18 protein-coding genes are annotated in these 26,202 nt (G+C 57.6%); 3 read left to right on the top strand and 15 right to left on the bottom strand.

Translation table 11 applies throughout. The annotated features are described in order from the left end of the window. Positions 1-51: 51 nt before the first annotated feature. The 12 genes from BG55_RS11730 to BG55_RS11675 form a co-directional block, all read right to left on the bottom strand. Positions 52-741, bottom strand: coding sequence for a GntR family transcriptional regulator (locus BG55_RS11730; RefSeq protein WP_034937825.1), 690 nt, complete (start codon positions 739-741; stop codon positions 52-54). Between the two features lie 89 nt (positions 742-830). After that, positions 831-2,315, bottom strand: a complete 1,485-nt coding sequence (locus tag BG55_RS11725; RefSeq protein ID WP_034937823.1) for a mannitol dehydrogenase family protein — start codon at positions 2,313-2,315, stop codon at positions 831-833. Between the two features lie 2 nt (positions 2,316-2,317). Continuing rightward, positions 2,318-3,643 (bottom strand): MFS transporter, encoded by a 1,326-nt coding sequence (locus BG55_RS11720; protein ID WP_052018804.1) that lies wholly within the window; start codon positions 3,641-3,643, stop codon positions 2,318-2,320. Between the two features lie 43 nt (positions 3,644-3,686). Beyond that, positions 3,687-4,700 carry a Zn-dependent oxidoreductase gene (locus BG55_RS11715; protein ID WP_034937822.1) on the bottom strand — a complete coding sequence of 338 codons (1,014 nt, stop codon included), beginning with the start codon at positions 4,698-4,700 and terminating at the stop codon, positions 3,687-3,689. A 178-nt stretch (positions 4,701-4,878) separates the two neighbouring features. Continuing rightward, positions 4,879-5,781 carry a lipid kinase YegS gene (gene yegS, locus BG55_RS11710; RefSeq protein ID WP_034937819.1) on the bottom strand — a complete coding sequence of 301 codons (903 nt, stop codon included), beginning with the start codon at positions 5,779-5,781 and terminating at the stop codon, positions 4,879-4,881. Between the two features lie 270 nt (positions 5,782-6,051). Beyond that, entirely contained in the window at positions 6,052-7,425 is a 1,374-nt protein-coding gene (gene trhP, locus BG55_RS11705) for a prephenate-dependent tRNA uridine(34) hydroxylase TrhP (protein ID WP_034937817.1), read from the bottom strand. Between the two features lie 168 nt (positions 7,426-7,593). Beyond that, positions 7,594-8,301: an envelope stress response regulator BaeR gene (baeR, locus tag BG55_RS11700; protein WP_034937815.1), complete on the bottom strand. Its 708-nt coding sequence runs from the start codon at positions 8,299-8,301 to the stop codon at positions 7,594-7,596. 38 nt (positions 8,302-8,339) lie between these two features. After that, positions 8,340-9,725: an envelope stress sensor histidine kinase BaeS gene (gene baeS / locus BG55_RS11695; protein ID WP_034937813.1), complete on the bottom strand. Its 1,386-nt coding sequence runs from the start codon at positions 9,723-9,725 to the stop codon at positions 8,340-8,342. After that, positions 9,725-11,161 (bottom strand): multidrug transporter subunit MdtD, encoded by a 1,437-nt coding sequence (gene mdtD / locus BG55_RS11690; RefSeq protein ID WP_052018808.1) that lies wholly within the window; start codon positions 11,159-11,161, stop codon positions 9,725-9,727. The genes baeS and mdtD overlap by 1 nt, the downstream gene beginning before the upstream one ends. Beyond that, positions 11,154-14,219, bottom strand: coding sequence for a multidrug efflux RND transporter permease subunit MdtC (mdtC, locus tag BG55_RS11685; RefSeq protein WP_034937811.1), 3,066 nt, complete (start codon positions 14,217-14,219; stop codon positions 11,154-11,156). The genes mdtD and mdtC overlap by 8 nt, the downstream gene beginning before the upstream one ends. Then, on the bottom strand, positions 14,216-17,332 hold the full coding sequence (locus BG55_RS11680) for an MdtB/MuxB family multidrug efflux RND transporter permease subunit (RefSeq protein ID WP_034937810.1): 3,117 nt from the start codon (positions 17,330-17,332) through the stop codon (positions 14,216-14,218). Before BG55_RS11680 ends, mdtC begins: the two co-directional genes overlap by 4 nt. After that, positions 17,332-18,567, bottom strand: coding sequence for an MdtA/MuxA family multidrug efflux RND transporter periplasmic adaptor subunit (locus tag BG55_RS11675; protein WP_034937808.1), 1,236 nt, complete (start codon positions 18,565-18,567; stop codon positions 17,332-17,334). Before BG55_RS11675 ends, BG55_RS11680 begins: the two co-directional genes overlap by 1 nt. Positions 18,568-18,797: 230 nt before the next feature. Here BG55_RS11675 and BG55_RS11670 point away from each other — a divergent pair, with 230 nt between their 5' ends. After that, on the top strand, positions 18,798-19,757 hold the full coding sequence (locus tag BG55_RS11670) for an aldo/keto reductase (RefSeq protein ID WP_034937806.1): 960 nt from the start codon (positions 18,798-18,800) through the stop codon (positions 19,755-19,757). 108 nt (positions 19,758-19,865) lie between these two features. Here BG55_RS11670 and yegD read toward each other — a convergent pair whose 3' ends face one another. The 3 genes from yegD to BG55_RS11655 all read right to left on the bottom strand — a co-directional run bounded on the left by yegD (position 19,866) and on the right by BG55_RS11655 (position 24,606). Beyond that, positions 19,866-21,218: a molecular chaperone gene (gene yegD / locus BG55_RS11665; protein ID WP_034937805.1), complete on the bottom strand. Its 1,353-nt coding sequence runs from the start codon at positions 21,216-21,218 to the stop codon at positions 19,866-19,868. A 98-nt stretch (positions 21,219-21,316) separates the two neighbouring features. Next, positions 21,317-23,881 (bottom strand): diguanylate cyclase, encoded by a 2,565-nt coding sequence (locus tag BG55_RS11660; RefSeq protein WP_052018803.1) that lies wholly within the window; start codon positions 23,879-23,881, stop codon positions 21,317-21,319. Between the two features lie 125 nt (positions 23,882-24,006). Next, positions 24,007-24,606, bottom strand: coding sequence for a phosphatase PAP2 family protein (locus BG55_RS11655; protein WP_052018807.1), 600 nt, complete (start codon positions 24,604-24,606; stop codon positions 24,007-24,009). A 243-nt stretch (positions 24,607-24,849) separates the two neighbouring features. Between BG55_RS11655 and udk the strand changes: the two genes are divergently transcribed. Together udk and dcd are read left to right on the top strand one after the other, a co-directional pair. Then, positions 24,850-25,491, top strand: a complete 642-nt coding sequence (udk, locus tag BG55_RS11650; RefSeq protein ID WP_034937803.1) for a uridine kinase — start codon at positions 24,850-24,852, stop codon at positions 25,489-25,491. A gap of 92 nt (positions 25,492-25,583) precedes the next feature. Further along, the gene (gene dcd, locus BG55_RS11645; RefSeq protein ID WP_034937801.1) at positions 25,584-26,165 is read left to right on the top strand and encodes a dCTP deaminase; all 582 of its coding nucleotides are present in this window, start codon (positions 25,584-25,586) and stop codon (positions 26,163-26,165) included. Positions 26,166-26,202 lie beyond the last annotated feature (37 nt).

The following is a 26,202-nucleotide window of genomic DNA, read 5'->3' as shown; positions in this document are numbered from 1 at the left end:
CGGCGGTCACCTCCCAGCGATCTGACGCTGGCCTGGTCCCTGTTGCCCGCCTCAGCCAGCCTGCTCAAACCACTCGCTGTTCTGTTCGGCGATGGGGGAAATAGAGAAAATAATTTCCTGAAGATGATGACGTAATGCCTTCTCGGCGGCATCGGCATCACGAGCCAGCAGCGCCTGATAAATCTGCTGATGTTGCGCAATCAACTGCTCCGGCGGGGAAACTTCGCTGAGCGTCAGGAAACGCACCCTGTCCATCGATGCCTTGATATTTTCCACCGTCTGCCAGGCGAGTTCACACTGGATACTTTGTGCAATCAGTCGGTGAAACTCATCGTCCAGTAACAGAAACGCCTGGCTGTCGCGACCTTCTGCCGCCAGCGTTTGCAGTTTCAGATTATGTTCAATCAGCGCCAGCGCGCTCCCGGAGGCTTCCACCGCCGAGCGGCGCACCACGGCGACTTCCACCGCTTCACGGATAAAGCGGCCATCCGCCACGCGGCGGGCAGAAATTTTCCGTACAAAGGTGCCGCGCTGGGGCAGAACCTGCACGAGGTCAGCTTCTGCCAGCTTGATAAAGGCTTCGCGTACCGGCTGGCGGGAAACATTGAAGCGGGCGGAGACGTCCTTCTCCGATAACAGCGAACCCGGCGGGATCGCACAGGTCACAATATCCTGGCGCAGGAAACGATAAATCTGCTGATTAACCGGTTCACTGGCGGTGATGGTGTATGAAATCGTCATGCGGCAAAATTCGTTATCATGTTATGCGTCAGCAGCCTGGCGCGGGACGACGCTAAGTCTAATCAGAGCGTCGGCCCGACACCAGTCTTTCAGACGACGCTGTGGCCCTGACTGTTTAGTTGTCTGACGGTTTCCTTCGCCCCCTTTTCCCGCAGCAGCTGATAACAGCGGCTGACCGCTGTACGGAAACGGCTGCTGTCGGGCAAATCGTCACCGAACACGGCGTTAAGCGACAGCAGCGCCGCAATGCGCGCTTCGCCATCCTCGCTGTTACTGACCAGCTGCGCCAGTTCCGGCTTCAACGGATCGTTAATGACAATGGGCTGCCCCTGCTCATCCGTGCCGCTGACAAAGCGCATCCAGCCCGCCACGCCCAGTGCCAGCCATTGAAAATCACTGCCGTTGTTCAGATGCCAGCGAATACTGTCAAGCCAGCGCTGGGGTAACTTCTGGCTGCCGTCGGTGGCAATCTGATGCGTGCGGTGGCGGATGGCGCGGTTTTTATAGCGGGCAATTAGCGAATCGGCGTAGGCGCTGAGGTCAACATCTTTGGTGCGCAGGGTCGGTGCCTGCTCGTCCAGCATCAGCCTGCGGGCCGCCTGCTCAAAATGCGCGTCCTGCATACAGTCGCTGATATGTTGATAGCCCGCCAGCCCGCCAAGATAGGCCAGAAAGGAGTGGCTGCCATTCAGCATCCGCAGCTTCATCTCTTCAAATGGCAGTACGTCCGCCACCAGTTCGGCCCCGGCCTTTTCCCATGCCGGACGACCATTGACGAAGTTATCCTCAATCACCCACTGGAAAAAGGGTTCACACTGTACGCCAACCGGATCCGTACAGCCAAGCCGTTCAGCCAGGCCGGTAAAATCCTGTTCGGTCATCGCCGGAACAATGCGGTCAACCATGGTGGAAGGGAAGCTGATATGTTGGCGGATGTAGCTGGCCAGCTCAGCATCTTGCTGCTCTGCCAGCTGTACCACCACGTTGCGCGTGACGTGGCCGTTCTCCGGCATATTGTCGCAGGACATCACGCTAAAGGGTTTCAGACCGAGGCTGCGGCGACGTCGGATTGCCGCCAGGATCACGCCGGGCACCGATTCGGGATCGTCAGGATGGGCCAGATCGTGCACCATCGCCGGGTGGTCCCGCATCAACTGACCGCTGGAAGGCTGATAACAGTAGCCTTTTTCCGTCACGGTAATCGACACAATGGCGATATCCGGCTGGCTCATTGCCGCAATAATTTTTTCAATGCCTTCTTCGCTGCGGTAAAACGCCTGTCTGACCACGCCAACCACCCGCGTGGTGACGCCGTCATCGGCCATCTCGCTGACGCTGTACAACCAGTCCTGCTGGCGCAAGGCGTTGACCAGATGGCCCTGATTGGTTTTGTTGATTTCACACTCACAGTAACCCCAGTCGCTGCCATGCTCTGAGGCAAGAATATCGGCACACACGGCCTGATGAGAACGATGAAAGGCACCGAAACCGAGATGCACAATGCGTGGGCGTAGCGCCTGACGATCATAACGTGGCAGCAGCGTACCTTCGGGTAACAGATCAAGGGATAGCATAGTCAGTCCTTATTAGGGTGGCGCGCAGGCTTCAGTGCGCCGTCAGAGATCGGATGGCTGGCGTTTTGCTTTGGGCTTTTAATCACCAACAGTACCAGCATAGCGCCCAGCGCGGCCACACATCCAGCCAGCACGAAGGCGCTGTCAAATTTTCCGGTCTGTTGCACGATGACGCCGGTGACCCAGGGCCCGACAATACCGGAAAGGCTGCCGATCAGATGAATAAAGCCGCTGATGCCGCCTACGCGACTTTTATGCACCACGTCCTGCACGATAGCCCAGTAGATTGCCCCGGTGATGTAGAGGAAAAAGATGGAGACAGACATCAGCATCACCGCGGTCCACACCTCTTTCACCGACCCGGCCAGAGCCACACACAGTGCCGCAGCCAGCAATGAGACCACCAGCACGATCTTCCTGGACAGCAACAGCCTGCCGGTAATATTAAAGATTTTGTCTGAGATCCAGCCGCCCAGCGCCAGCCCGATAAAGCCAACTATCCACGGGATCATGGTGGTGATGCTCATCGATTTAATGTCGAGATTGTGCGCCTGGACCAGATAAGCCGGAAACCAGCTCAGGAAGAAAAACAGAATGTAGTTGTAGCAGAAGAAGGCGAAAGCGGTGACCAGGATCACCGGCTGGCGCAGATAGTGCTTCAGCCCGAAAGCGGCCTGGGTTTCTTCCGCTTCTTCCGTGGCGGCCTGCTCTGCTTTCATCCGGGCAATCAGGCTGCGTTCTGCTTCGCTGACGCGACGACTTTTCAGCGGGTTATCTGCCGAGATAAGAAACCAGGCCAGCATCCACACCAGGCCGATTGAACAGATAATGACAAAGGCCAGACGCCAGCCAAACGCCAGAGCGAGGTAGCCAATCACCGGACCGGCAACGGCACCGCCGAGCGGCGAACCGGCACTGAGCAAGCCCATGGCCGTGGCGGCCTGCCTTTTGGGAAACCAGCCGTTAATCGCCTTATTAGCCGAGGCGCAAATCGGGCCTTCCGCCATGCCAAACAGCACACGAAGAATGAGCATTGACCAGAAGCCGGTCGCCAGCGCGGTAAACCCGCAAAACAGTGACCATAAGCCGACGGCCACGCCGAGCACCAGCGTGGGGCCAAATTTATCGGTCGCCAGTCCGCCAACGAAGTTAAAGATAGCGTAGCCAAAGAAGAAGCTACTGAAAATCATGCCAAATTCCGCAGCGTTCAGCGTTAAATCCTGCTCAATCAACGGCAGAGTCAGAGAGAGCGCGACACGATCCAGATAGTTAATCATGTAGACCAGGAACAGCAGCAGGACGATAGTCCAGCGTAGATTTTTAAACATAACGGTTCCTTGCTTATATTTCTTGCCGATGGGGGGCCTGCCGTCAGTCGGTGACCGTCAGGATAACTTTGCAGCAGTGGCGTGGATCTTTCTCAAACAGCGTCATGGCGGACACAATGTCACCGAGCGGCAGATAATGCGTGACCAGTTTTTCCGGCTGGATGAGTTTCCTCTCCATCCAGTCGATAACCTGCGGAAAACGGTGGCTGTTAAGGCGTGAGGTAAACAGCGACAGCTCCTTGCTGGTCAGGCTTTGCTGAGTCAGCGTGCAGGGATCTGCGGAGAAGCCCAGCAGGCCGATTCTTGCTGCCGGAGAAGCCAGCGCCACCGCTTCTGCGAGAATGGCCGGATGGCAGGCGGCATCGATAATCAGCGTCGGCTGTTCCCCTTCCAGTTGTGCGTGCAGCGGAATATCACTGTTATCCAGCACCACGTCGGCTCCGTTCTGCTTCGCCATCGCCAGCCGTTCAGGCAGGCGATCCGCAACCATCACTTTGCGCAGCTTATACACCCCCTTCAGTACCTGAATGGCGGTCAGCCCCATCGGTCCGGCACCGTAGATTAACGCCACGTCGGCGGGTTGTGGCTTGAGAAAGGCGCAGATGTTGGCGGCAATGGTAAAGGGCTCTACCAGGCTTGCCAGTCTGTCGGGAATGCTGTCCGGCAGGGCATACGCATTGGCGGCAGGCACCACGGCGTATTCACTGAAGCCGCCATCCCGATGCACACCAATCACCTGCAACTGGCTGCAAACGTTGGGACGTCCTACCGAGCAGGGATAGCAGTGACCGCAGCTGACCACCGGATCGACCGCGACGCGCTCACCGATGCGCGCAGCGTCAACGCCATCGCCCACGCTGTCAATAACGCCAAAAAATTCATGTCCGATGACGCGCGGATAACGGGCGAAAGGATTGTGCCCGTGCCAGATATGCACGTCTGAACCGCAGATACTGGCATAATGCACCCTGATTCTGACCTCGCCGACAGCCGGTTCCGGCTGCGAACGTTGCTGCAATATCAGTTCCCCTGGTTTTTCAATTACCACCGTTTTCATGGTTTTTTCCTTGTATTTTGCCTGCTGGTTAAACCTCAGTTAATCGGCAAAAAATACACATTGACGTACTACCATACAAGATGGTCGTCGCCGGGGTTAGACCAGGATCACATTTCGTTCTGTTGCAGGATCTGAACCGGAGCCGAAACGGCAAACCGGTCAGCAGTGGGGGGGCAGTTTACACCAGCAATTCACAGGAGGGCGGCAGACGGCAGGAGAGGGCGTCGGGTATCACCTCAATGCGGAATGAACAACCGGTGAGAGGTTCACCGTCAAGATTAAAGGTCATCTCATGGGGCGCGGTGATTTCCAGCCACGGCAGTGAAGCGCGAATAATATTGGGATTGTCATCATCGCCGCCAAAAATAGAGTTGAGCAGCGTGGGTAAAACCTCGTTCGAAGTGACAATACTCAGTTCCAGCAACCCGTCATTGATCAGTGCGGCCGGACAGAGGCGCTGACCGCCGCCCGCCTGCCTGCCGTTACCAATAGCGATAACCAGTGCGTCACCCTGCCAGCTGAAATCCGGACCGCGCAGTTCGCAACTGTCGGCTTTCAGCGTATCCACCCGCATCAGACCGTGGATAAAGTAGGAGACGCCCCCCAACGCAGATTTTAATTTCTCCGGCGTTTCGGTGGTGATGCGGGCACCAAAACCGCCGGTTGCCATATTGATAAAATAGCGCTGCTGGTTAACCCTGGCGAGATCCACCGGGGTGGCTTTGCCCACAATCGCCAGCCGTAATGCATTCTCCATTTCTTGCGGTATTCCGGCGCTGGTGGCGAAATCATTGGCGGTGCCCAGCGGGATAATACCCAGTACCGGTCGGCTGTCCGCAGGCAGGCCGACCAGCGCGGTGGCAATCTCATTGATGGTGCCGTCGCCGCCAGCGGCGACGACGGTGGTGGCATTCAGCCGCAGCGCTTCATTGACATAGCGCTCCCCATCCCCATGTTCCCAGGTGACCCGCACCTCAACCGGCACCCCTTCCTGACGCAGGGTCTGAATAGCGGTGCGCAGGGCTTCATTACCTGCTCCTTTACCATTAAGGATCACCAGCGTAAGCGAATGTTTGTCCATCTGTTTTTCCTGTCAGAACGGGCTTAAAACTGCTTCAGTTATAGCATATTTAGTCAGAAACCGGGCTGAGGAAAAGAAAAGGAAGGGGGAAAAGGGTGGCCCGCCAGGTGATATTCCGGGCGGGCCAGAGAGGAGGTTGGAAAAAAACGCTGTTTTATGTGAGTTATTTTCAGCGGCACTATCATAGCCAGAAAACGCCTGAAACAGTGTGATCGGTTTCTGATAATGGCCACTGAAAATGTGATTACCGTCCGGCCAGGGTTTGGGTTTTTACTCTGCCGTGGCTGCCTGTGAAGGCGCGTCCGCCGGGACAGTGGCGAAATTACGCATCAGCAGGGCAAAGGCCAGCTCGATCTCCTGTGGCAGCGGGATCCAGACAAAATGACCATTGCCGGGTGCAACCTCAGTCGGTTGCGATTTGGCATTTTCCATTTCATCCAGCCGGAAGGTAATGTTGCCTGCCGGGGTCATCAGCTCCAGGCTGTCACCGACGCTGAATCTGTTCTTTACTTCAACCTGCGCCATCCTGCCGCGACGTTCACCGGTAAACTCCCCGACAAACTGCTGCCGGTCGGAGGCGGAAAAACTTTGCTGATAATTCTGATAGCTGTCGTGGGTGTGGCGACGCAGAAAGCCTTCGGTATAGCCGCGATGCGCCAGACCTTCAAGGGTGTTCAGCAGGCTGCTGTCAAAGGGCTTACCGCTGGCCGCATCGTCGATAGCCCGGCGATATACCTGGGCGGTGCGGGCGCAGTAGTAGTGTGATTTGGTGCGGCCTTCGATTTTCAGCGAGTGCACCCCCATCTGCGTCAGCCGTCCGACGTGGGCCACCGCCCGCAGATCTTTTGAGTTCATTATGTAGGTGCCGTGTTCATCCTCGAAGGCGGTCATGTATTCCCCCGGACGCATCGATTCTTCAATCATAAACACTTTGTCGGTGGGCTGACCTTTTCCCAGCGTTGGCTCGATGTTGGTCACCGGAATCGGCTGATACTGATGCACAATCTGTCCCAGTTCGTCCTGTTTACCTTCCTGTACTTTGTATTCCCAGCGGCAGGCATTGGTACAGGTGCCCTGATTGGGGTCGCGTTTGTTAATATAGCCGGAGAGCAGGCAGCGACCGGAATAGGCCATGCACAGTGCGCCGTGAACGAAAATTTCCAGTTCCATATCCGGCACCTGCGCGCGGATCTCCTCAATCTCTTCCAGCGACAGCTCACGCGACAGGATCACCCTGGTCAGCCCCATCTGCTGCCAGAATTTCACCGTCGCCCAGTTCACCGCGTTCGCCTGTACCGACAGATGAATATCCATCTGCGGGAAGGCTTCACGCACCATCATGATTAGCCCCGGATCGGACATAATCAGCGCGTCCGGCCCCATTTCCACCACCGGTTGCAGATCGCGGATGAAGGTTTTCAGCTTGGCGTTGTGCGGCGCGATATTGACCACCACGTAGAACTTTTTCCCCAGCTGATGGGCTTCATTGATACCGGTTGCCAGATTCTGATGATTAAATTCATTGTTACGCACGCGCAGGCTGTAACGTGGCTGACCGGCATACACAGCATCAGCGCCATAGGCAAAGGCGTAGCGCATGTTTTTCAGTGTACCGGCCGGGGAGAGCAGTTCCGGTTTGAACATGGGATATTTCCAGTTTTTGACGTCAGATGAGATTGCGGTACGGCGGGCGGTGGCCTGCTGCCGCCACTGCTTTTGCTAGCAATGGCGCGCTTTCAGCAGGCGATTATCGCGGCGACCCTGCAAAATGTGCGGGGATTGTAGAAGCAGGCGTCAGTAATGTAAATGGCGTCAGATCAAACGGCAGACATCTGCCTCCCAACGATAGCCCATGCCGTACACGGCGCGAATAAAGGGCTGGTCAGCATCCAGTGCCTCCAGCTTGCGCCGCAGGTTCTTGATATGGCTGTCAATGGTGCGATCGGTCACCACCCGGTAATCATCGTATAAATGATTGAGCAGCATCTCGCGCGTGAAAACGATGCCCGGCTCCTGCGCCAGGGTTTTCAGCAGGCGAAACTCAGCGGGCGTGAGGTCCAGCGTGGTGTTATTCCAGCTGGCCTGAAAGCGCCCCTCATCCACCACCAGCAGGGAAGCTTTCTGGGCCTCTTCCGGGGTGTAACGACAGCGTTTGAGAATGGTTTTCACCCGCGCCACCACTTCGCGTGGGCTGAAAGGTTTGCAGACATAATCGTCTGCCCCGGTTTCCAGTCCCAGCAGGCGATCGATCTCTTCGGTTTTGGCGGTGACCATAATAATCGGCAGCTCGGAAAAACGGCGGATTTCACGACACAGCGACAGGCCATCCATTCCCGGCAGCATCTGGTCCAGCAGGATCAGATCCGGTGGCGTCTGTTTTACCCACGCCAGCACCTCGTCGCCACGCAGCAGGTGGTGGGTGCGGTAACTGGACGCTTGCAGATAATCAACCAGCAGCTGGCCGAGTTTAGGTTCATCTTCAACGATCAGGATCAGTGGGGCCTGGGTTTGCGAATTCATAACACTCCATGCACAGCGTGAGGGTGAAATGCCCTCTCTTAATGGTTTTTGCAGGGTAAGTGTACTGTAATTCTCAGCCCTCCGGCAGAGGCATGATCGGCAGTGATGCGCCCGTCGTGTGCTTCGACGATATTCTGACAGATAGCCAGCCCCAACCCGGAGCCGCCGCTGGCTCGGTTACGCGAGCTTTCGGCGCGATAAAAGCGCTCAAAAATCTGCCCGCGCTGCGCGTCAGTGATGCCGGGCGCGCTGTCTTCGAACTGTAACAGCCACTGGCTCTCCAGCTTTTCCACAGTTACCGTCAGCCCGCCGCCGGCATCGGTGTAACGCAGGCTGTTTTCCATCAGGTTGGTGAACAGCTGTATCAGACGATCCGGGTCGCCAAACAGCACAGCCTGCTCGGGTAGCGCAAGGTGCAGGGTCAATCCCTGCCGTTGATAGCGATGGCTGAAGTTGGCGGCAACCAGCTCCAGCAGCGGCACCAGATTAATGTCGCTTTTACGGTAGGCCAGCGCGCCCTCATCGGAGAGTGACAGCTGGTGTACATCATCCACCAGTTTGGTCAGCGTGCTGACTTCACCCTGCAACGAGACGATGGATTCCGGCGTCAGCTGACGTACCCCATCCTGAATGGCTTCCAGTTCACCCCGCAGGATCGCCAGCGGGGTTCTCAGCTCGTGAGAAATATCGGCCATAAAGGCACGGCGCATACTTTCGTTTTTTTCCAGCGTGCCGGCCAGACGATTAAAATCCTGGGCGAGGCGGCCCAGCTCATCACGGCTGTTGGCCTGCACCCGACTGGTAAAATCACCGGCCGCCAGCCGATGGGTGCCGTCCACCAGACGTTTTACCGGTGCCAGCAGCCCGCGTGACATCAGCCAGGTAACCAGCGCCGCCAGCAACATCGTCAGGCCGACGATAATCCAGCTGGTGCGTTTTTGTTGCTGATCGAAGTTAATGTCGGCGCTGCGGGTCAGGCGTTCAGGCGGCGAGCCAATCACCCAGCCGACAACATGCCCGTTGCTGGTGGTGATATTGCGCCGGTTCCCCTCCGGCGGCACCGGTGAGCGGGGGCCAATCATCACATGGTACTGCTGGTCAATTACCCAGAACTGGGTGCGCCAGCCGTGGGGCGGTAGTTGGTTACTGGATTCCGGGTTCTGCTCCAGCGAGTGCAGGATCTGAAATACCAGCCGGTTATTATTGCGCAGAAAGTCCCAGCTGCCGTGCTGCTCGTACTGGTCGGCCAGCGCATCGCTGAGCATAATCAGCCGCTGCTCGTTGCCTTTTTTAATGTAATCGATAAAGCCGTGCTCAAAGCTGAGGCGAACCCCCCAGTGCATGGTAATCAGCACCAGCATGCAGGTGGAAAAAATCGCCATAAATAACTTGGCGGTAATGCCGATACGCAACTTCGCAAACATCAGGAACTCCTCCGGCGGCTCAGCACCACATTTTTAGTGACATCAGACGGCACGCGCCTGAAGACCAGCGCAGGCAGAATAATCACCACCGCCATACAGAGCCAGCTGTAAATAAAGGCCTGATGCACGTCGGGACTGTCAGCCAGCGCCTGGTGACCAAAAGTCCCCAGCAGCAGCCCGGCGACGGTGACGCCGATACTCATCGATAACTGCATAATCATCGACAGCAGGCTGTTGCCGCTGCTGGCCAGCTCGTCCGGCAGCGATTTCAGCGTCAGGGTGTTCATCGCTGAAAAGCGAATGGCGTTGACCATGCCCAGCAGGAACAGCACTACCGGCAGCAGCCAACGCCAGCCCAGCAGCGCCACCAGCGGAAACAGCAGCACCACCAGACTGAGGGCGACCGTGGCGTACACCAGCACGTTGCGGTAACCAAAGCGGTTTACGGTCTGCACCACGATACGTTTCATCCCCATATTGCCGAGCACCATTGGGATCATCATCAGCCCGGCATGAAACGGGCTGAACCCCATGCCAATTTGCAAAAACAGCGGTGCCATAAACGGCAACATGCCACTGCCGATGCGGCCGGTGAAGCTGCCCAGCAGGCCGAGGGCATACAGCGGATGACGAAACAGTGCCAGACTGAACAGCGCGTGCTGATTGCCCCGCGCATGCAGCAGATAAAACAGCAGCGAAAACAGGCCGGTCAAAATAAACAGGCACAGCAACAGAGGGGAGATCCCCAGCCCTTTCTGACCATCCAGCGCCAGCGTCAGCGTCGCCATACCGGTTGCCAGCAGAATAAAACCAGGGAAATCAAAGCGCCGTGGCGACAGCCGCAGGTTCGGCAGCAGTAGCAGGGTGGCGATGGCTCCTGCCAGCCCGACCGGCAGATTAATCAGGAAAATCCAGTGCCAGCTGACATACTGCACCAGCACGCCGCCGAGCGCCGGCCCCAGCAGCGGACCAATCTGACCGGGCAGCGTGACGAAGGTCATCGCCGCCATATATTGTTCACGCGGCACCAGTTTCATCACCGTCAGGCGACCGACCGGCACCATCATCGCCCCGCCGATGCCCTGCACCACGCGGGCGATAATCAGCTGATCCAGCGTGGTCGCCAGCGCACAGGATAGCGAGCCGACGCTGAACAGAATAATGGCGCTGAAAAAAATATTCCGCACCCCAAAGCGGTCGGCCAGCCAGCCGCTGACCGGCAGCATCATCGCGACGGTGAGCACATAGGCCACCACCACCGTGTGCATATGCAGCGGGTTCTGATGCAGGCTCAGCGCCATTGAAGGCAGGGCGGTGTTGACAATGGTGGTATCCAGCGACTGCATAAAGAAGCCGAAGGCCACTATCCACAGCTGCCAGCGCGTGCGGGAAGGAAGGGCATTTTCCGGCTCTGGCCGGGCTCTGTTGTCAGGCATGGTTGGCATCGACTCGGTTACGGTGGGATTTGCGCCGCAGCTTATCCATATACAACCAGACCACCGGCGTGGTGTAGAGCGTCAGCAACTGGCTCATCACCAGACCACCGGCGATGGTAATCCCCAGCGGCTGACGTAGTTCCGCGCCATCGCCGGATGTCAGCACCAGCGGCAGAGCACCAAACAGTGCCGCCAGGGTGGTCATCATAATCGGACGAAAACGCAGTATGCTGGCCTGGAAAATCGCCTCGCGGGCGCTCAGACTGGCGTTGCGCTGCGCGTCCAGTGCGAAATCGACCATCATAATGGCATTCTTTTTGACAATGCCGATCAGCAGCAGGATGCCAATCAGCGCGATCAGGCTGAACGGCGCGCTGAACAGCTCCAGCGCCAGCAGTGCGCCAACGCCCGCGGAGGGCAGGGTGGAGAGGATGGTCAGCGGATGCACGTAACTTTCATATAACATGCCCAGCACGATATACATGGTGGCGATGGCGGCCACAATCAGCCACAGCTGACCGCTCTGGCTTTTCTGAAAGGCCTGCGCCGTACCGGCAAAACTGCCGCGAATGCTGGCTGGCACGCCCAGTGCGGTCATGCTGCGATCGATGGCATCGGCTGCCTGCGACAGCGTGCCGCCCTCCGGCAGGTTAAAGGAGAGCGTGGTGGCTGCCGACAGCCCCTGATGGTTGACGGACAAGGGGGCGTTAGCCGGTTGCCAGCGGGCGAAATATGACAGTGGAATCGACTGACCGTCGCTGTTAATCACGTACATTAAATCCAGCGAACTGATGTCCTGGGTGTAACGCGGATCGACTTCCATCACCACCCGGTACTGGTTCAGGGGCTGATAAATGGTGGAGATTTGTCGCTGACCAAAGGCATTATTCAGCAGGCTGTTGACCTCTGAGACATTAATCCCCAGCCGTGCCATGCTGTCTCGGTCGTAGGTCAGCGCCATTTCTGATCCTTTATCCTGCTGATCGGAGTTAACATCGGCCAGCTCGGGCAGCGCGGCAAAAGCCTGACGAATTTTCGGCTCCCAGCTGCGTAAATCTTCCAGACTGTCCGACAGCAGGGTGTACTGATAACCGGCGTTGGACTCGCGGCCGCCCATGCGAAAATCCTGCACCGCCTGTAGCCACAAGCTGGCACCAGGCTCGCCGGCCAGCTTAACCCGCAGCCGGGCAATCACCTGCTGGGCACTTTCGCTGCGCTGTTTTAACGGTTTCAGCGAGATAAACATCATGCCGCTGTTGGTGCGGGAGCCGCCGGTAAAGCCCACCACGCTCTCCACCGCCGGATCGTCACGAATGATTTTCATAAAGTCCTGTAGTTTGCCACGCATTGCCTGAAACGAAATGCTCTGATCGGCCTGAATTGAGCCCATCAGTCTGCCGGTATCCTGCTCTGGCATAAAGGTTTTGGGCACCGTGGCGTAGAGATACACGGTCAGGCCGATGGTGGCGAGAAACACCAGCAGCGTCCAGCGCGCATGGTCCAGCACCCAGTTTAGCGAGCGACCATAGCCATGCTGAATATAGCTCATCAGGCTGGTGGAACGGGGGCTGCGGGGCGGTTGCGCCTTGAGTAAACGGGCGCACATCATCGGCGTCAGCGTCACCGAAATCACCAGCGAAATGGCAATCGCTACTGACAGGGTCAGCGCGAATTCCTTAAAGAAGCGACCCACCAGCCCGTCAAGCAGCAGCAGCGGCAGGAACACCGCAATCAATGACAGGCTCATCGACAATACGGTGAAGCCCACTTCGCGCACCCCCTTCAGCGCTGCTTCAATGGGCCTGATACCCGCTTCCACATGGCGGGAGATATTTTCCAGCACCACAATGGCATCATCGACGACAAAGCCGGTTGCCACGGTCAGCGCCATCAGGGAGAGATTATTCAGGCTGAAGCCAAGCAGATACATGGCGGCAAAAGTGCCGATGAGCGACACCGGCACGGCGATGGCCGGGATAAGCGTCGCCCGGCCTGAGCGCAGGAAGACAAACACCACCAGGATAACCAGCGCCACGGAAATCACCAGCGACTGCTCCACCTCGGCGAGAGAGGCCCGGATGGTCGGGGAGCGGTCCTGAGCGACATCAAGATGAATGCTGGCCGGAATAATTTTGCGCAGTTCAGGCACTTCAGCACGGATCCTGTCCACCGTGTCGATAATGTTGGCTTCCGGCAGTTTACGGATAAGCATCAGAATGGCTGGTTTGGCATCAGCCATCCCGGCGTTGCGCAGATCCTGCACCGAATCGGTGACGCTGGCCACATCCTGAAGACGCACCGCGGCTCCGTTACGGTAGTGCACCACCAGCGGCTGATACTCAGCGGCGGTTTTCAGCTGGTCGTTGGTTTTTATCTGCCAGCGCTGCTGGCTGTCTTCAACCGCTCCCTGAGGACGACGTTGGTTAGCATTGGCGATAGCCTGACGCACCGCATCCAGCGACACGCCCTGACTGAACAGCGCCTGCGGATTCAGCGCCACCCGCACGGCGGGCAGGGAACTGCCGCCGATGGAGACATCCCCCACGCCATCAATCTGCGCCAGCTTTTGCGCCAGCTGGGTGGAAGCAAAGTCATACAGCTCCCCCTGCGAATAGCTGTCCGAGGTCAGGGTCATAATCATCACTGGCGCGTCGGAGGGATTCATCTTGCGCCAGCTGGGGCGGGCGGGCATGCCGGTGGGCAGCAGACTCTGGGCGGCGTTAATCGCACCCTGCACATCGCGCGCCGCGCCGTTGATGTCACGGTCATAATCGAACATCAGGATGATGCGCGTACTGCCCAGCGAACTGGTGGAGGTCATCTCCGTCACCCCGGCGATACGCCCCAGTGAGCGCTCCAGCGGCGTGGCGATGGTGGCGGCCATCGTCTCTGGCGATGCGCCGGGCAGCGAGGCGGAGATCATGATCACCGGAAAGTCCACCTGCGGCAGCGGAGCGACCGGCAGCAGGCGGAAACCCAACACGCCTGCCAGCGTCACCGAGATGGTCAGCAGAATGGTCGCTACCGGCCGGTGAATAAACAGCGCATAAAATTTCACTGCGCCTCCTTGCGGACGATGCGGCGGCGTGATGCCCGGGCCAGCCGATCAAACAGCAGATAGATAACCGGGGTGGTGAACAGCGTCAGCACCTGGCTGAGGATAAGCCCGCCCACCATGGCAATGCCCAGCGGCTGACGCAGTTCTGCGCCCTGGCCGGTGCTGAGCATCAGCGGCAGCGCCCCCAGCAGCGCGGCCAGCGTGGTCATCAGGATCGGGCGAAAACGCAGCAGGCAGGCCTGATAAATCGCCTCGTACGGGGCCATTCCCTGCTCCCGTTCGGCGGCGAGCGCGAAGTCGATCATCATGATGGCGTTTTTCTTCACAATACCGATCAGCAGGATGATGCCAATAATGGCAATCACATCCAGCTCACTGCCGCTTAACATCAGCGCCAGCAGGGCGCCGACCCCGGCGGTGGGCAGGGTGGAGAGAATGGTAATGGGATGAATAAAGCTCTCATACAGCACGCCCAGCACGATATACATCGCCACCACGGCGGCGATGATCAGCCAGACGGTGCTGGAGAGCGCCGCCTGAAACGCCAGCGTACTGCCCTGGAACTGGGTCATGATCTCGGCAGGCATGGCCAGTTCCCGCTCGGCTTTGGTGATGGCATTCACCGCCTGTTCCAGCGAGTAACCCTCGCTGACGTTGAACGAGAAGGTGGTGGAGGGAAACTGGTCGAGATGGTTGATGCTCAGCGCGCCGTGGCGTTGCTCCACCCTGGCGATGGCGCTGAGGGGCACGATGGTGCCATTGCTGCTTTGCAGACGAATCGCATCCAGCGCGGCCAGCCCTGGTGTGCTGCTGGTATCGTGCTCCAGCACCACGCGATACTGACTGGCCTGAGTATAAATGGTGGAAATCAGGCGCTGACCGAAGGCGTTATACAGGGCGTTATCGACATCGGCCATACTGATCCCCAGCCGCGTGGCGCTGTCGCGATCCACCCTGATAAAGGCTTCCAGCCCCTGGTCCTGCCAGTCGCTGCTGACGTCCTGTAACTCGGGTAACACGGCCAGCTGCGCCATCAGCCTGGGCACCCACAAACTGAGCGAGTCAATCGATCCGGCCTGAAGCGTAAACTGATACTGGGTGCGGCTGACGGTGGTATCAATGGTCAGGTCCTGCACCGGTTGCAGATAGAGATTGATTCCGGGCAACTGCGCCACCTGCTGCTGTAAACGTCTGATCACCACCGGAATGCGATCGTCGCGCTCGCTCAGGGGTTTAAGATTAATTAACAGCCTTCCACTGTTCAGCGCCGGATTGGTGCCGTCAACGCCGATAAATGAGGTCAGGCTCTCTACCGCCGGGTCCTGCATCAGCCGCTCTGCCACCTGCTGCTGACGCTGGGCCATACTGGCATAAGAGACCGATTGCGGTGCCTGAATTGTTCCCTGAATAATGCCGTTATCCTGTAGCGGGAAGAAGCCTTTCGGAATGGTCATCCACAGCAGCACCGTCAGCGCCAGCGTACCCAGCGCCACGCTGAGCGTCAGCCAGGGGTGGTTCAATACCCTGCTGAGCAGGCGACCGTAACCGGCGATAACCCGGTCAAACATCGCTTCGCTGGCGCGGAAAAAACGATTCTGTTTTTGCAGCGACTCAGCGCTGAGCATTCTGGCGCACATCATCGGCGTCAGGGTCAGCGATACCACCGCAGAGATAAGAATGGCAATCGCCAGGGTGACGGCAAATTCGCGAAACAGGCGGCCCACGATGTCGCCCATAAACAGCAGGGGGATCAGCACGGCAATCAGTGAGAAGGTCAGCGAGATAATGGTAAATCCAATTTCGCCCGCCCCTTTCAGCGCGGCGGCCAGCGGTTTCTCCCCCTTCTCGATATAGCGCGAGATATTCTCGATAACCACGATGGCATCATCCACCACAAAACCGGTGGCAATGGTCAGCGCCATCAGCGTCAGGTTATTGATGGAAAAACCGAGGAACCAGATCACTGCGAAGGTGCCAATCAGCGACAGCGGCACGGCCACAGCAGGAATAAGGGTGGCCGGGATATTGCGCAGAAACAGCCAGATAATCATTACCACCAGCACAATCGCCAGCAGCAGCTCAAACTGCACGTCGGCGACCGACGCGCGGATAGTGCTGGTGCGGTCGGTCAGCACCTGCACATCCACCGATTTGGGTAGCGTGGCGGTCAGCGCCGGTAACATCTGCCGGATGTTGTCGGCGGTGGTAATAATATTGGCACCGGGCTGGCGCTGGATGTTAAGCACAATGGCGGGCTGGCGGTTCGCCCAGGCACCCAGCCAGCGGTTCTCTGCCCCCTGTTCGACGCTGGCGACATCCCGCAGCCGCACCGGCGAACCATTCTGGTAAGAGACTATCAGCTGGCGATAGTCCTCGACTGATTTCATCTGGTCATTGGCGGAGAGGGTAATGGAACGTTCGGGACCGTCGAGGCTGCCTTTCGCGGAGTTGACGTTGGCACTGCTGATGGCGCTGCGCACCTGTTCACTGTCCAGCCCCAGCGCGGCCAGTGCCTGTGCGTTCAGCTTCACCCTGACCGCCGGCCGCTGGCCCCCGGATAACGTCACCAGCCCGACGCCGGAAACCTGCGAAATCTTCTGTGCCACCCGCGTTTCCACCATATCCTGCACCTGAGTTAACGGCATACTGGTGGTGGTGACGGCCAGCGTCATAATCGGCGGATCGGCAGGGTTAACCTTGCTGTAGACCGGGGGATTGGGCAGATCGGCAGGCAGCAAATTGGTGGCGGCATTGATCGCCGCCTGCACTTCCTGCTCAGCCACATCCAGCGCCAGCGTCAGCTGAAACTGTAGGGTGACCACCGATGCGCCGCCTGAACTTTGCGACGACATCTGTTTTAAGCCTGACATCTGACCAAACTGGCGTTCCAGTGGGGCGGTAATCGACGAGGTGACCACATCGGGGCTGGCACCGGGATAGAGCGTCACCACCTGAATGGTCGGGTAATCCACCTCCGGCAGCGCAGAGACGGGCAGGGCGCGCCAGGCAAGGATACCGGCCAGCAGGATAGCGACCATTAACAGGGTGGTGGCAACCGGGCGAAGAATAAACTGGCGGGAAGGACCGCCATGATGGGGGGGCAGAACCTGCATCAGTCGCTGGCTCCTTTTGCCGGCTGGCGGATTTTACCACTGGTCAGCGGTAAGGACTGAGGGGCGACCACCTCCACTTTCGCCCCTTCGGTCAGGCGGTCGATGCCATCGGTCACCACCCGCTCCCCGGCCTCCAGCCCGCTGGCGATCACCACTTTCTGGCTGTCCTCTGACCCAATGGTCACCGCTTTCTTACTGACGAGGTTCTCACTGTTGACCACCCAGACAAAATGACCTTCGTTGCCCATCTGCAATGCGGCAGGCGGAATGACGATCGCATCCTGTAAGGTGCTGACCTTCAGTCGGGCGTTAACAAACTGGTTGGGAAAAAGCGCATCGTCCTGATTGGCAAAGCGCGCTTTCAGTTTGACGGTGCCGGTGGTGGCATCGATCTGGTTGTCCATACTCAGCAGGGTGCCGTGGGTTAACAGCGTTTTGTTGCTGCGATCCCAGGCTTCCACCACCACGGGCTGAGCACTTTTCTGCGCCGCCAGCACGCTGCCGATATCATTTTCCGGCAGGCTGAATACCAGGTCGATGGGATGCGTCTGGGTGATCACCACGATGCCGTTGGTGTCGCCGCTGGTCACGTAGTTGCCGATGTCAACCTGACGCAGACCGACGCGTCCGGAAATGGGCGAGGTAATTCTGCTCCAGGTCAGATTAAGCTGAGCGCTGGCGACGCTGGCCTGGTCAGCTTTAATCGTTCCGAGCGTTTCACTGACCAGGGCGCGCTGGGCATCCAGCTCCTGTTGCGAGACCAGATGGCTCTTTGCCAGCTGTTCATAGCGGGCCAGATCCCGGCGGGCATTAGCCAGCGTGGCCTGATCTTTTGCCAGCTGGCCCTCTGCCTGCGCCAGCGCAACCTGCCAGGGGCGGGGATCAATTTCGGCCAGCAGCTGACCGGCCTTCACCTCCTGCCCTTCGTCAAAATGTATCGCGGTCAGTTCTCCCTCCACGCGACTGCGCAGGGTGACCGTATTGGCAGCCATCACCGTGCCCAGCCCGGAGAGAAACTGCGGCACGCTTTGGGTCGCCGCCTGCGCTGCCTGCACCGGCGGCAGCGCACCACCGTGTCGTCCCCCTTTACCGCCTGCCGCCTGCCGGTGATTGCCCGGCTGAGCACTGTCCGGCTGAGATGCGCTGTGACTCAACCACCAGTACCCGCCACCGGCGGCCAGCGCGGCGACGATAAGGATCGGCAAAAATTTTCGGGAACGGCCTGTGCTGTTCATAGTGGGTGTCAGCTCTCCGGTAGCAAGGTGTGAAGTCCAGGGTAAAAATGCCAGCCCCTGAGTTTAGCCAGTTTGACGGCTGAAAAATTGAAGGAAATAAGGATAACGATTCAGCTACGGTAAGTATTCGCAACCTGAAATTGTTTTGCCGTAAATCAACGAAGCGAACAACTTGAGCTTTGCTAAGCTGATAGTCACGCTAAAAATCAGTTTCGTTGAGGAGAATGATAATGAGTCAGCAACATCGTTTACTGGGTCGCAGCGGCATTGAAGTCCCTGTCCTGACCTTTGGCGGGAATGTCTTTGGCTGGACGGTTAACCCGCAAACCTCTTTCTCGCTGCTGGATGCGCTGGTGGAGAAAGGTTTGTATTTCATTGATACCGCCGATGTCTATTCCCGCTGGGCGCCGGGCAATGAAGGGGGGGAATCTGAAACCATTATCGGTAACTGGCTGAAAAAAAGCGGCAAGCGTGACCAGATCGTGCTGGCGACCAAAGTTGGCATGGATATGGGGCCGGGTAAATCCGGGCTTTCACCGGCCTGGATACGTCAGGCGGTGGAGGACTCGCTGCGTCGCCTGCAAACCGACTATATCGATCTTTATCAGGCGCATCGCGATGACAGCGATACGCCGTTGCAGGAAACCCTGCACACCTTCGATCAGCTGATCAAAGAAGGTAAGGTGCGGGCGATTGGTGCTTCTAACTATTCTGCCAGTCGGCTGAGCGAAGCGCTGAATACCAGTCAGGAACTGGGCCTGGCCCGTTATGAAACCCTGCAACCGGAATACAACCTGTATGACCGTGAAGAGTATGAAAGCGGGCTGGAGAAGGTGGCAAGGGATAACGAGCTGGGGGTTGTCAACTACTATTCGCTGGCCAGCGGCTTTCTCAGCGGCAAGTATCGCACGGCGGAAGACGCCAGCAAGAGTAAGCGCGGTGAAGGCGTGGTGCAGAAGTACCTGAACAAGCGCGGACTGCGCATTCTGGACGCGCTGGACCAGGTGGCAGAAGAGAGCCGGGCCACGCCAACCCAGGTGGCGCTGGCCTGGCAGATTGCCCGTCCGGGCATTACCGCACCGATTGTCAGTGTCACTTCGCTGGCCCAGCTGGACGAACTGAGTCATGCCGCCGCGTTGCAGCTGAGCGATGCGGCGGTGCAACAGTTGTCGGAAGCCAGTCGTTACTGAGAGGATCCGGGCATGGCCCACAGGCCGTGGCCCTTATCAGCACGAAGGCACCGGCCTTAGCATTATCGGTGCTGAAAATGCCAGGGCCGCAGGCCCGACGTCGGGCGGTTAACGGAACATCACCTGCGCCCAGCGGGCCAGCCCGGCGGTGACGGAGCTGAAGTCGTCGCCACTGGCCAGGGGCGTATCCGGCATCTGCTGTTGCAGAGCCTGACGGAGGATCGGTGAACGCGCGCTGCCACCGGTCAGGTAGATGACGTCCGGTCGGGTGCCGCTCTCATCCAGCGCCAGCTTTACCTGCTGCTGAATGCGCTCCAGTGGCTGACTGATAGCCGACTCGAGCGATGCCACGTCAATCTCTGTTGCCAGCGACGGGGCGATAAAATCCAAATTGGCAGGCGTCTCCGGCTGCGCGGAGAGGGCAATTTTGCTCTCTTCCGCCGCCCGGACCAGCCGGTATCCGAGGCGCTGTTGCCACACTTTTAACAGCCGTTTTACCTTCTCCGGTTCCTGTGCATCGCGAATCAGTTCCTGCAACAGTTTGCGGCTGGAAGCAGCGTAAAAATCGCTCTGTGCCGGGACATCGTTGATCGCCACCGCATTCCACCACGGCAGGGCAGGCAGGGCGATGCCCTTTTCCGTGACCCCACCCAGGCCCAGCAGCGGCATCAGTTCTTTGAAGGCCAGCATAATGTCCAGATCGTTGCCGCCGACCCGGCAGCCACTGTGACCCAGCAGACTGGCGCTGCGATCGGATTTATTGTGCCACTCAGGCCCCATCAGCAACATTGAGCAGTCGGTGGTGCCACCACCGATATCCACCACCAGCACGCGCGTCTCTTTGCTTAATGTGGCTTCGAAATCCAGCCCTGCCGCCACCGGTTCGAACTGAAACTCCACCTGTTTAAATCCGGCGCGACTGGCGGCACGCGCCAGAATCGCCTGGGCCTGCCGGTTGGCCTCGTCGCCACCCAGCCCCTGAAAGTTGATCGGGCGGCCTATCACCGCCTGGCTGATGTCGCTGCCCAGCTGCTGCTCTGCCGTCTGGCGGATATGCAACATCATGGCACAGACCAGATCTTCAAAGAATGCCACCTGCTGAGGCTTCAGCCCGCTGGCACCGAGGAAGGATTTGGGGGATTTAACAAACCACACGTCTTCCGGGTCGGCGATGTAGTGGGCCAGCGAGGCCATGCCGAAGCGGACGCTGTCAGCGGTGACGTCGATATCTTCTTCACGGTTGAGCGCGATCGCCCGACGCAGGATCGCCTGCGTTTCGGCATCCGGCGTGGGCACCTGATGATGGCGGAACAGCCATTCACTGACCGCATCCCGGGTTGGGGCACAAAGCATGGAAGGCAGCAGCGTGGAGCCATTTTCCAGCGTTAACAGCCTGGGCACACCGCCATTCATGGTGGCAACCGAGCAGTTCGCCGTACCGTAATCAAAACCGATATACATCCGTTCCCCCTCCCGCGACGGTAAAAAAAAGGGGGCGACTTTAGCTCAGGCAGGATCAGAGAGCAAGGTCTGAGGGCGATTAAATGGCATCCCGACGCTTACCAGCGGGTCAGCAGTTTGGCAGGGAAGACGGACAGCTGACCGCGCCCGTTGTGCTTGGCGTTATAGCAGGCAAGGTCCGCCTGGGACATCACATCACTGATATTGCTGTTGCTGCCGTCGAGCAGGGTGATACCCGCGCTGGCACCGATCTGGTGCGGCTCACCCTGCCAGGTAAAGGGATAACGGTTTACCGCATTGACCAGTTCTTCGGTGATCTCCCTGGCCTGTTGCAGCGAGCAATCCGGCAACAGGACGCCAAATTCGTCACCGCCAAGTCGGGCAAGCAGATCACCGCCGCGCAGTCTGTCCTGCATTACGCCGGAAATTTCATGCAGCAGCGCATCACCAGCGGCATGTCCGGCGCTGTCATTCACCGCTTTGAAACGATCAAGGTCAATAAAGACCAGCGCATGGGTCTGCTGCTCGTCACTGGCGGAGAGCAACAGCTGTTGCAGACTTTGCTCGAAGCTGACGCGATTAGGCAGGCGGGTCAGCATATCGTGGGACGCGTTGTAGCTGAGCTGGCGCATGGTTTTGCGAGATTCACTGACATCCTGAATAACGATCACGCTGCCAATCATTTCACCTTCCTGAGTTTTCAGCGGCGTGATGCTGAAATGAATATCAAACTGCTCACCGGCGCGGTTACGCAGCATCAACTCCTCATCCAGATCGCTGGTAAATTTACGGCGTGGCAGCTTTGATAACAACAGCCTGTCCAACTCTTCACCCCGGCGACCGTGGGTGACCGAGAGAATATCGCTGAGCGGATTACCGGCCGCGTGCTGCTGTGTCCAGCCGGTCATACTTTCCGCCACCGGGTTCATAAAGGTCACCCGCATCGCGTCATCAGTGCTGATCACCGCCTCACCAATGGCATCAAGGGTGATATGCATCCGCTCTTTTTCCTGGTACAGCGCGTAGGTTAACTGGCGAACCGCAGTGACATCCTGATTGATGCCCAGCATTCTCTCTGCCTCACCTTTTGCATTGAGCACCATCGTCGATTTGCTGTGGATATAGCGGATACCCTGGTGGGTCGATATGCGAAAGACAATATCCACCGGGGCAGAGGCTGTTACCGCATCTTCAAAGGCGTCCATCGCTACCTGGCGATCGGCCGGATGCAGTCTTTCAGCCCAGCTCTGATAGCTGGCCTCGCCATCCTCCGGCAGGCCGTAAATCTGAAACATGCGCTTATCCCAGCTCATGTCACCGCTTTGCAGATTCCATTCCCAGACGCCGATTTCGCCCGCCTCGTTAGCCAGGGTGATGCGCTGCATCAGACGACGGTTAACCTCTTCAGTCTGCTTCAGGCCGGTGAAGTCTTCTATCTGGGCAATAAAATAGAGTGGCTGCTGCTCACTGTCCCTGACCAGTGATATTGCCAGCAGCACCCAGACGATCTGGCCGTCCTTACGCAGGTAGCGTTTTTCCAGGCTGTAGGTGTCGATTTCACCGCGCAGCAGTGCGTTAAACTGGCTCTCGCCGATGGCAAGGTCGTCCGGGTAGGTGATCTGCTGAAAGGTCATCGCCTTCAGCTCATCCTCGTTATAGCCCAGCAGTTTACAGAGCGATTTGTTGACCTGTAGCCAGCGTCCCTGCGACGACACCAGCGCCATGCCTATTGCGGAATACTCCATCGCATGACGGAAGCGGGTTTCGCTTTCGGAGATATGTTTTTTCTCTTCACGAAATGAGTGCATCACCAGCGCCATCAGGTGGCTGGGAATAATCACCAGCAGAAACGGTAGCCAGGGGGTGTTATTCAGCACACCGTTTTTTGCTGCGTGGATCTCCAGCAGGTTAAAGGCCAGCATCAGCATCATCATCGACAGCGTGGCGAGAAACACCACAAATGCGCCGAAGCGCGGCAGCCGCACCGCGCTGTACAGCAACACCACCATCACTATCGTCAACGGCCAGGGTGAGTAGTGCAGTACGCAGTAGCACAATATCAGCGTACTGATCAGGGTCAGCAGGGTGGAAATTAGCTGGTGCTGATTAATTTTTTTACGCAGAAAACCCTGCTGCCACAACAGGCAGACCGGGCCAAGTGCCAACATGCCAATGCTTTCTGATACCACCCAGATGGAAAAGAAACGAAAACTGTAATGATTGAGGAACCAGCACGCCAACAGGCCACCAATCAGCGGCGCGAACAGGCACACTGAGATAAACATTTTGCTCCAGCTGAGCAGAGAATCCAGCGGCTTCTGACGATCAAGCAGGAAGCGCAACAGCAGGCCCCCCAGCAGGGCCTGGGTAAGGTTAAGTAGCGGATATTTCAGACTGACCAGTGATATCCCGACCACCAACGAATTTGCGCTGGCAATGCCGGTAAAGCAGCAGCCCAGCATCAGCGGCAGTGATTTATTGCTATAGCGAAACACCACCACGGTGAGCAGAGCGGTGGGAAACCACAGTGGGGATATCTGCCCGTTGACCTTAATCAGCTCGCCACAGAAAAAGGTTAACAGGAAGGAGAGTACGCCGAGCAGCACGGCACTGGCCCGGACGGCAGCAGGACGGGGTGGCGGCAAGAGAGTCTCAGTGGTCATTCACAAATCCGGCAGGGCAGCAGTTACGTCATTACGATCTAAATACCTGTAGGATGCTAACATAACCCGCCAGGAATGCTTGTGGTAATTCAACATTCCCCTGGATCTGATAATGAAAAATCACATCACTTAACCGATGTCTCCTGACGCAGTTTCAGCAGTTCGTCCCGGGTCCAGGCGTGATCGATACCTGCAATTTGTACCGACAGCCGTTGTAAAAATTGTTGCGTGGTGGCAATGCGACCGTGGCCAATCAACAGCAGCGGCACCAGCAGGGCGATGCCCAGCTGTAACGCGGAGAAACCCTGTAACTGCGCCCGGCGCTGACTCAGCAGGAAGGCAGTGCTCAGTGTGAAACCCAGTATCAGCCCGCAGAGAACTTCACTTTCTGAATGGTAATTGAGGATCAGGCGCGACAGGCCAACCAGCAGCGGGATCAGATAGCCGGTGGCGATGGCCAGATGACGCCAGCGGTCAGCCAGGCGACCGGTGAGCAGCCACAGCATCACCGGCCAGAGTGCGGCGGACATGGTGCTGTGCCCGCTAAAGCCGGTGAAATTAAAGCGGGCGCTGCCGATGCCAAAACCCAGAAAAGCAATTTTAGACAGGCTGACGATGGCACCCGCCGTGCAGAATGCCAGCAGCCACCAGATGGCGGCACGACGATCGCTGTTTTTCCAGCCAATCAGAACAGCCATAATCACCGCGGTGGGGATAAGCAACATGCTGTCGCCTAAATAGGTCAATATATGCAAAACAGCGTCGGGCACCGTGTTTCCTTCTGTCAAAAAAGTGTGATGCTTGTCTCAGTGCCGTCAGTCTAGCCGTCAATCCCGACAAGGTATAACGGGAAAGTCTGAAAAGCTTTCAACACCATTTTGCTGGTATCAACTCGGCTAAATCCCTATAATTATGCGCCAATTCATCCTCTCCGGGTCTCTGACCATCTGTAACCAGGTCTTAAATTTATGACTGATAAGTCGCATCAGTGCGTCATCGTAGGTATTGCCGGCGCTTCTGCCTCAGGAAAAAGTCTTATTGCCAGTACTCTTTATCGCGAAGTTCGTGACCGGGTCGGTGATGAACACATTGGCGTCATTCCTGAGGATGCCTACTACAAAGACCAAAGCAACCTGACCATGGAAGAGCGGGTTAAAACTAATTACGATCACCCCAGTGCGATGGACCACAATTTACTGCTTCAGCATTTGCAGATGTTAAAGGCAGGGGAAACCATCGATCTGCCGGTTTACAGCTATGTTGAGCACACCCGCACCGCGCAGACGGTTCGTCTGCAACCTAAAAAAGTGATTATTCTGGAAGGGATCCTCTTGCTGACCGATGCCCGTCTGCGTCAGGAGATGAATTTCTCAATTTTTGTCGATACACCGCTGGATATCTGCCTGATGCGCCGCATGAGACGTGATGTCAATGAACGTGGCCGCTCAATGGATTCTGTGATGGCGCAGTATCAAAAAACGGTGCGCCCGATGTTCCTGCAATTTATCGAGCCTTCAAAACAGTATGCTGACATCATCGTGCCACGGGGTGGTAAGAACCGTATCGCGATTGATATTCTGAAAGCGAAAATCAACCAGTTTTTTGAATAACGCGCTGCACGGCAACCCTGCGGGGTTTGCCGCTCCCGGTGCCGGATGTGCCGGGCCTGGCGTGTTCACTTTGACTTTAGGGAGTAGCTACCATGAGATTATGTGACCGTGATATTGAAGCCTGGCTGGATAATGGCCAGCTGGACATTTCGCCTCGTCCACCGGTAGAACGGATCAATGGCGCTACGGTGGATGTGCGTCTGGGCAATTTGTTTCGTACCTTTCGGGGACATACCGCCGCCTATATCGATCTCAGCGGTCCAAAGGATGAAGTGAGCGCGGCGCTCGACAGGGTAATGAGCGATGAAATCGTGCTGTCGGAAGGTGAGGCTTTTTTCCTGCATCCGGGTGAGCTGGCGTTGGCGGTCACGCTGGAATCGGTAACCCTGCCGGATAATCTGGTGGGCTGGTTGGATGGCCGTTCCTCGCTGGCACGCCTTGGCCTGATGGTGCATGTTACCGCGCATCGCATCGATCCGGGCTGGCAGGGACGCATTGTGCTGGAGTTCTATAATTCTGGTAAATTGCCGCTGGCGCTTCGTCCGGGCATGTTGATAGGCGCACTCAGTTTTGAACCGCTCTCCGGTCCGGCAGCCCGACCTTATAACCGTCGTCAGGATGCTAAATACAAGGGGCAGCAGGGCGCAGACGCCAGCCGTATTGATAAAGATTAGGATAACCTGCCGCACGGTCTGGCGCGGCCGGGCCTGA

It is taken from the genome of Erwinia mallotivora, from assembly GCF_000590885.1.
GTDB lineage: Bacteria > Pseudomonadota > Gammaproteobacteria > Enterobacterales > Enterobacteriaceae > Erwinia > Erwinia mallotivora.
Note: the sequence above shows the minus strand (reverse complement) of the source record. Positions and strands in the feature narration are given on the sequence as shown.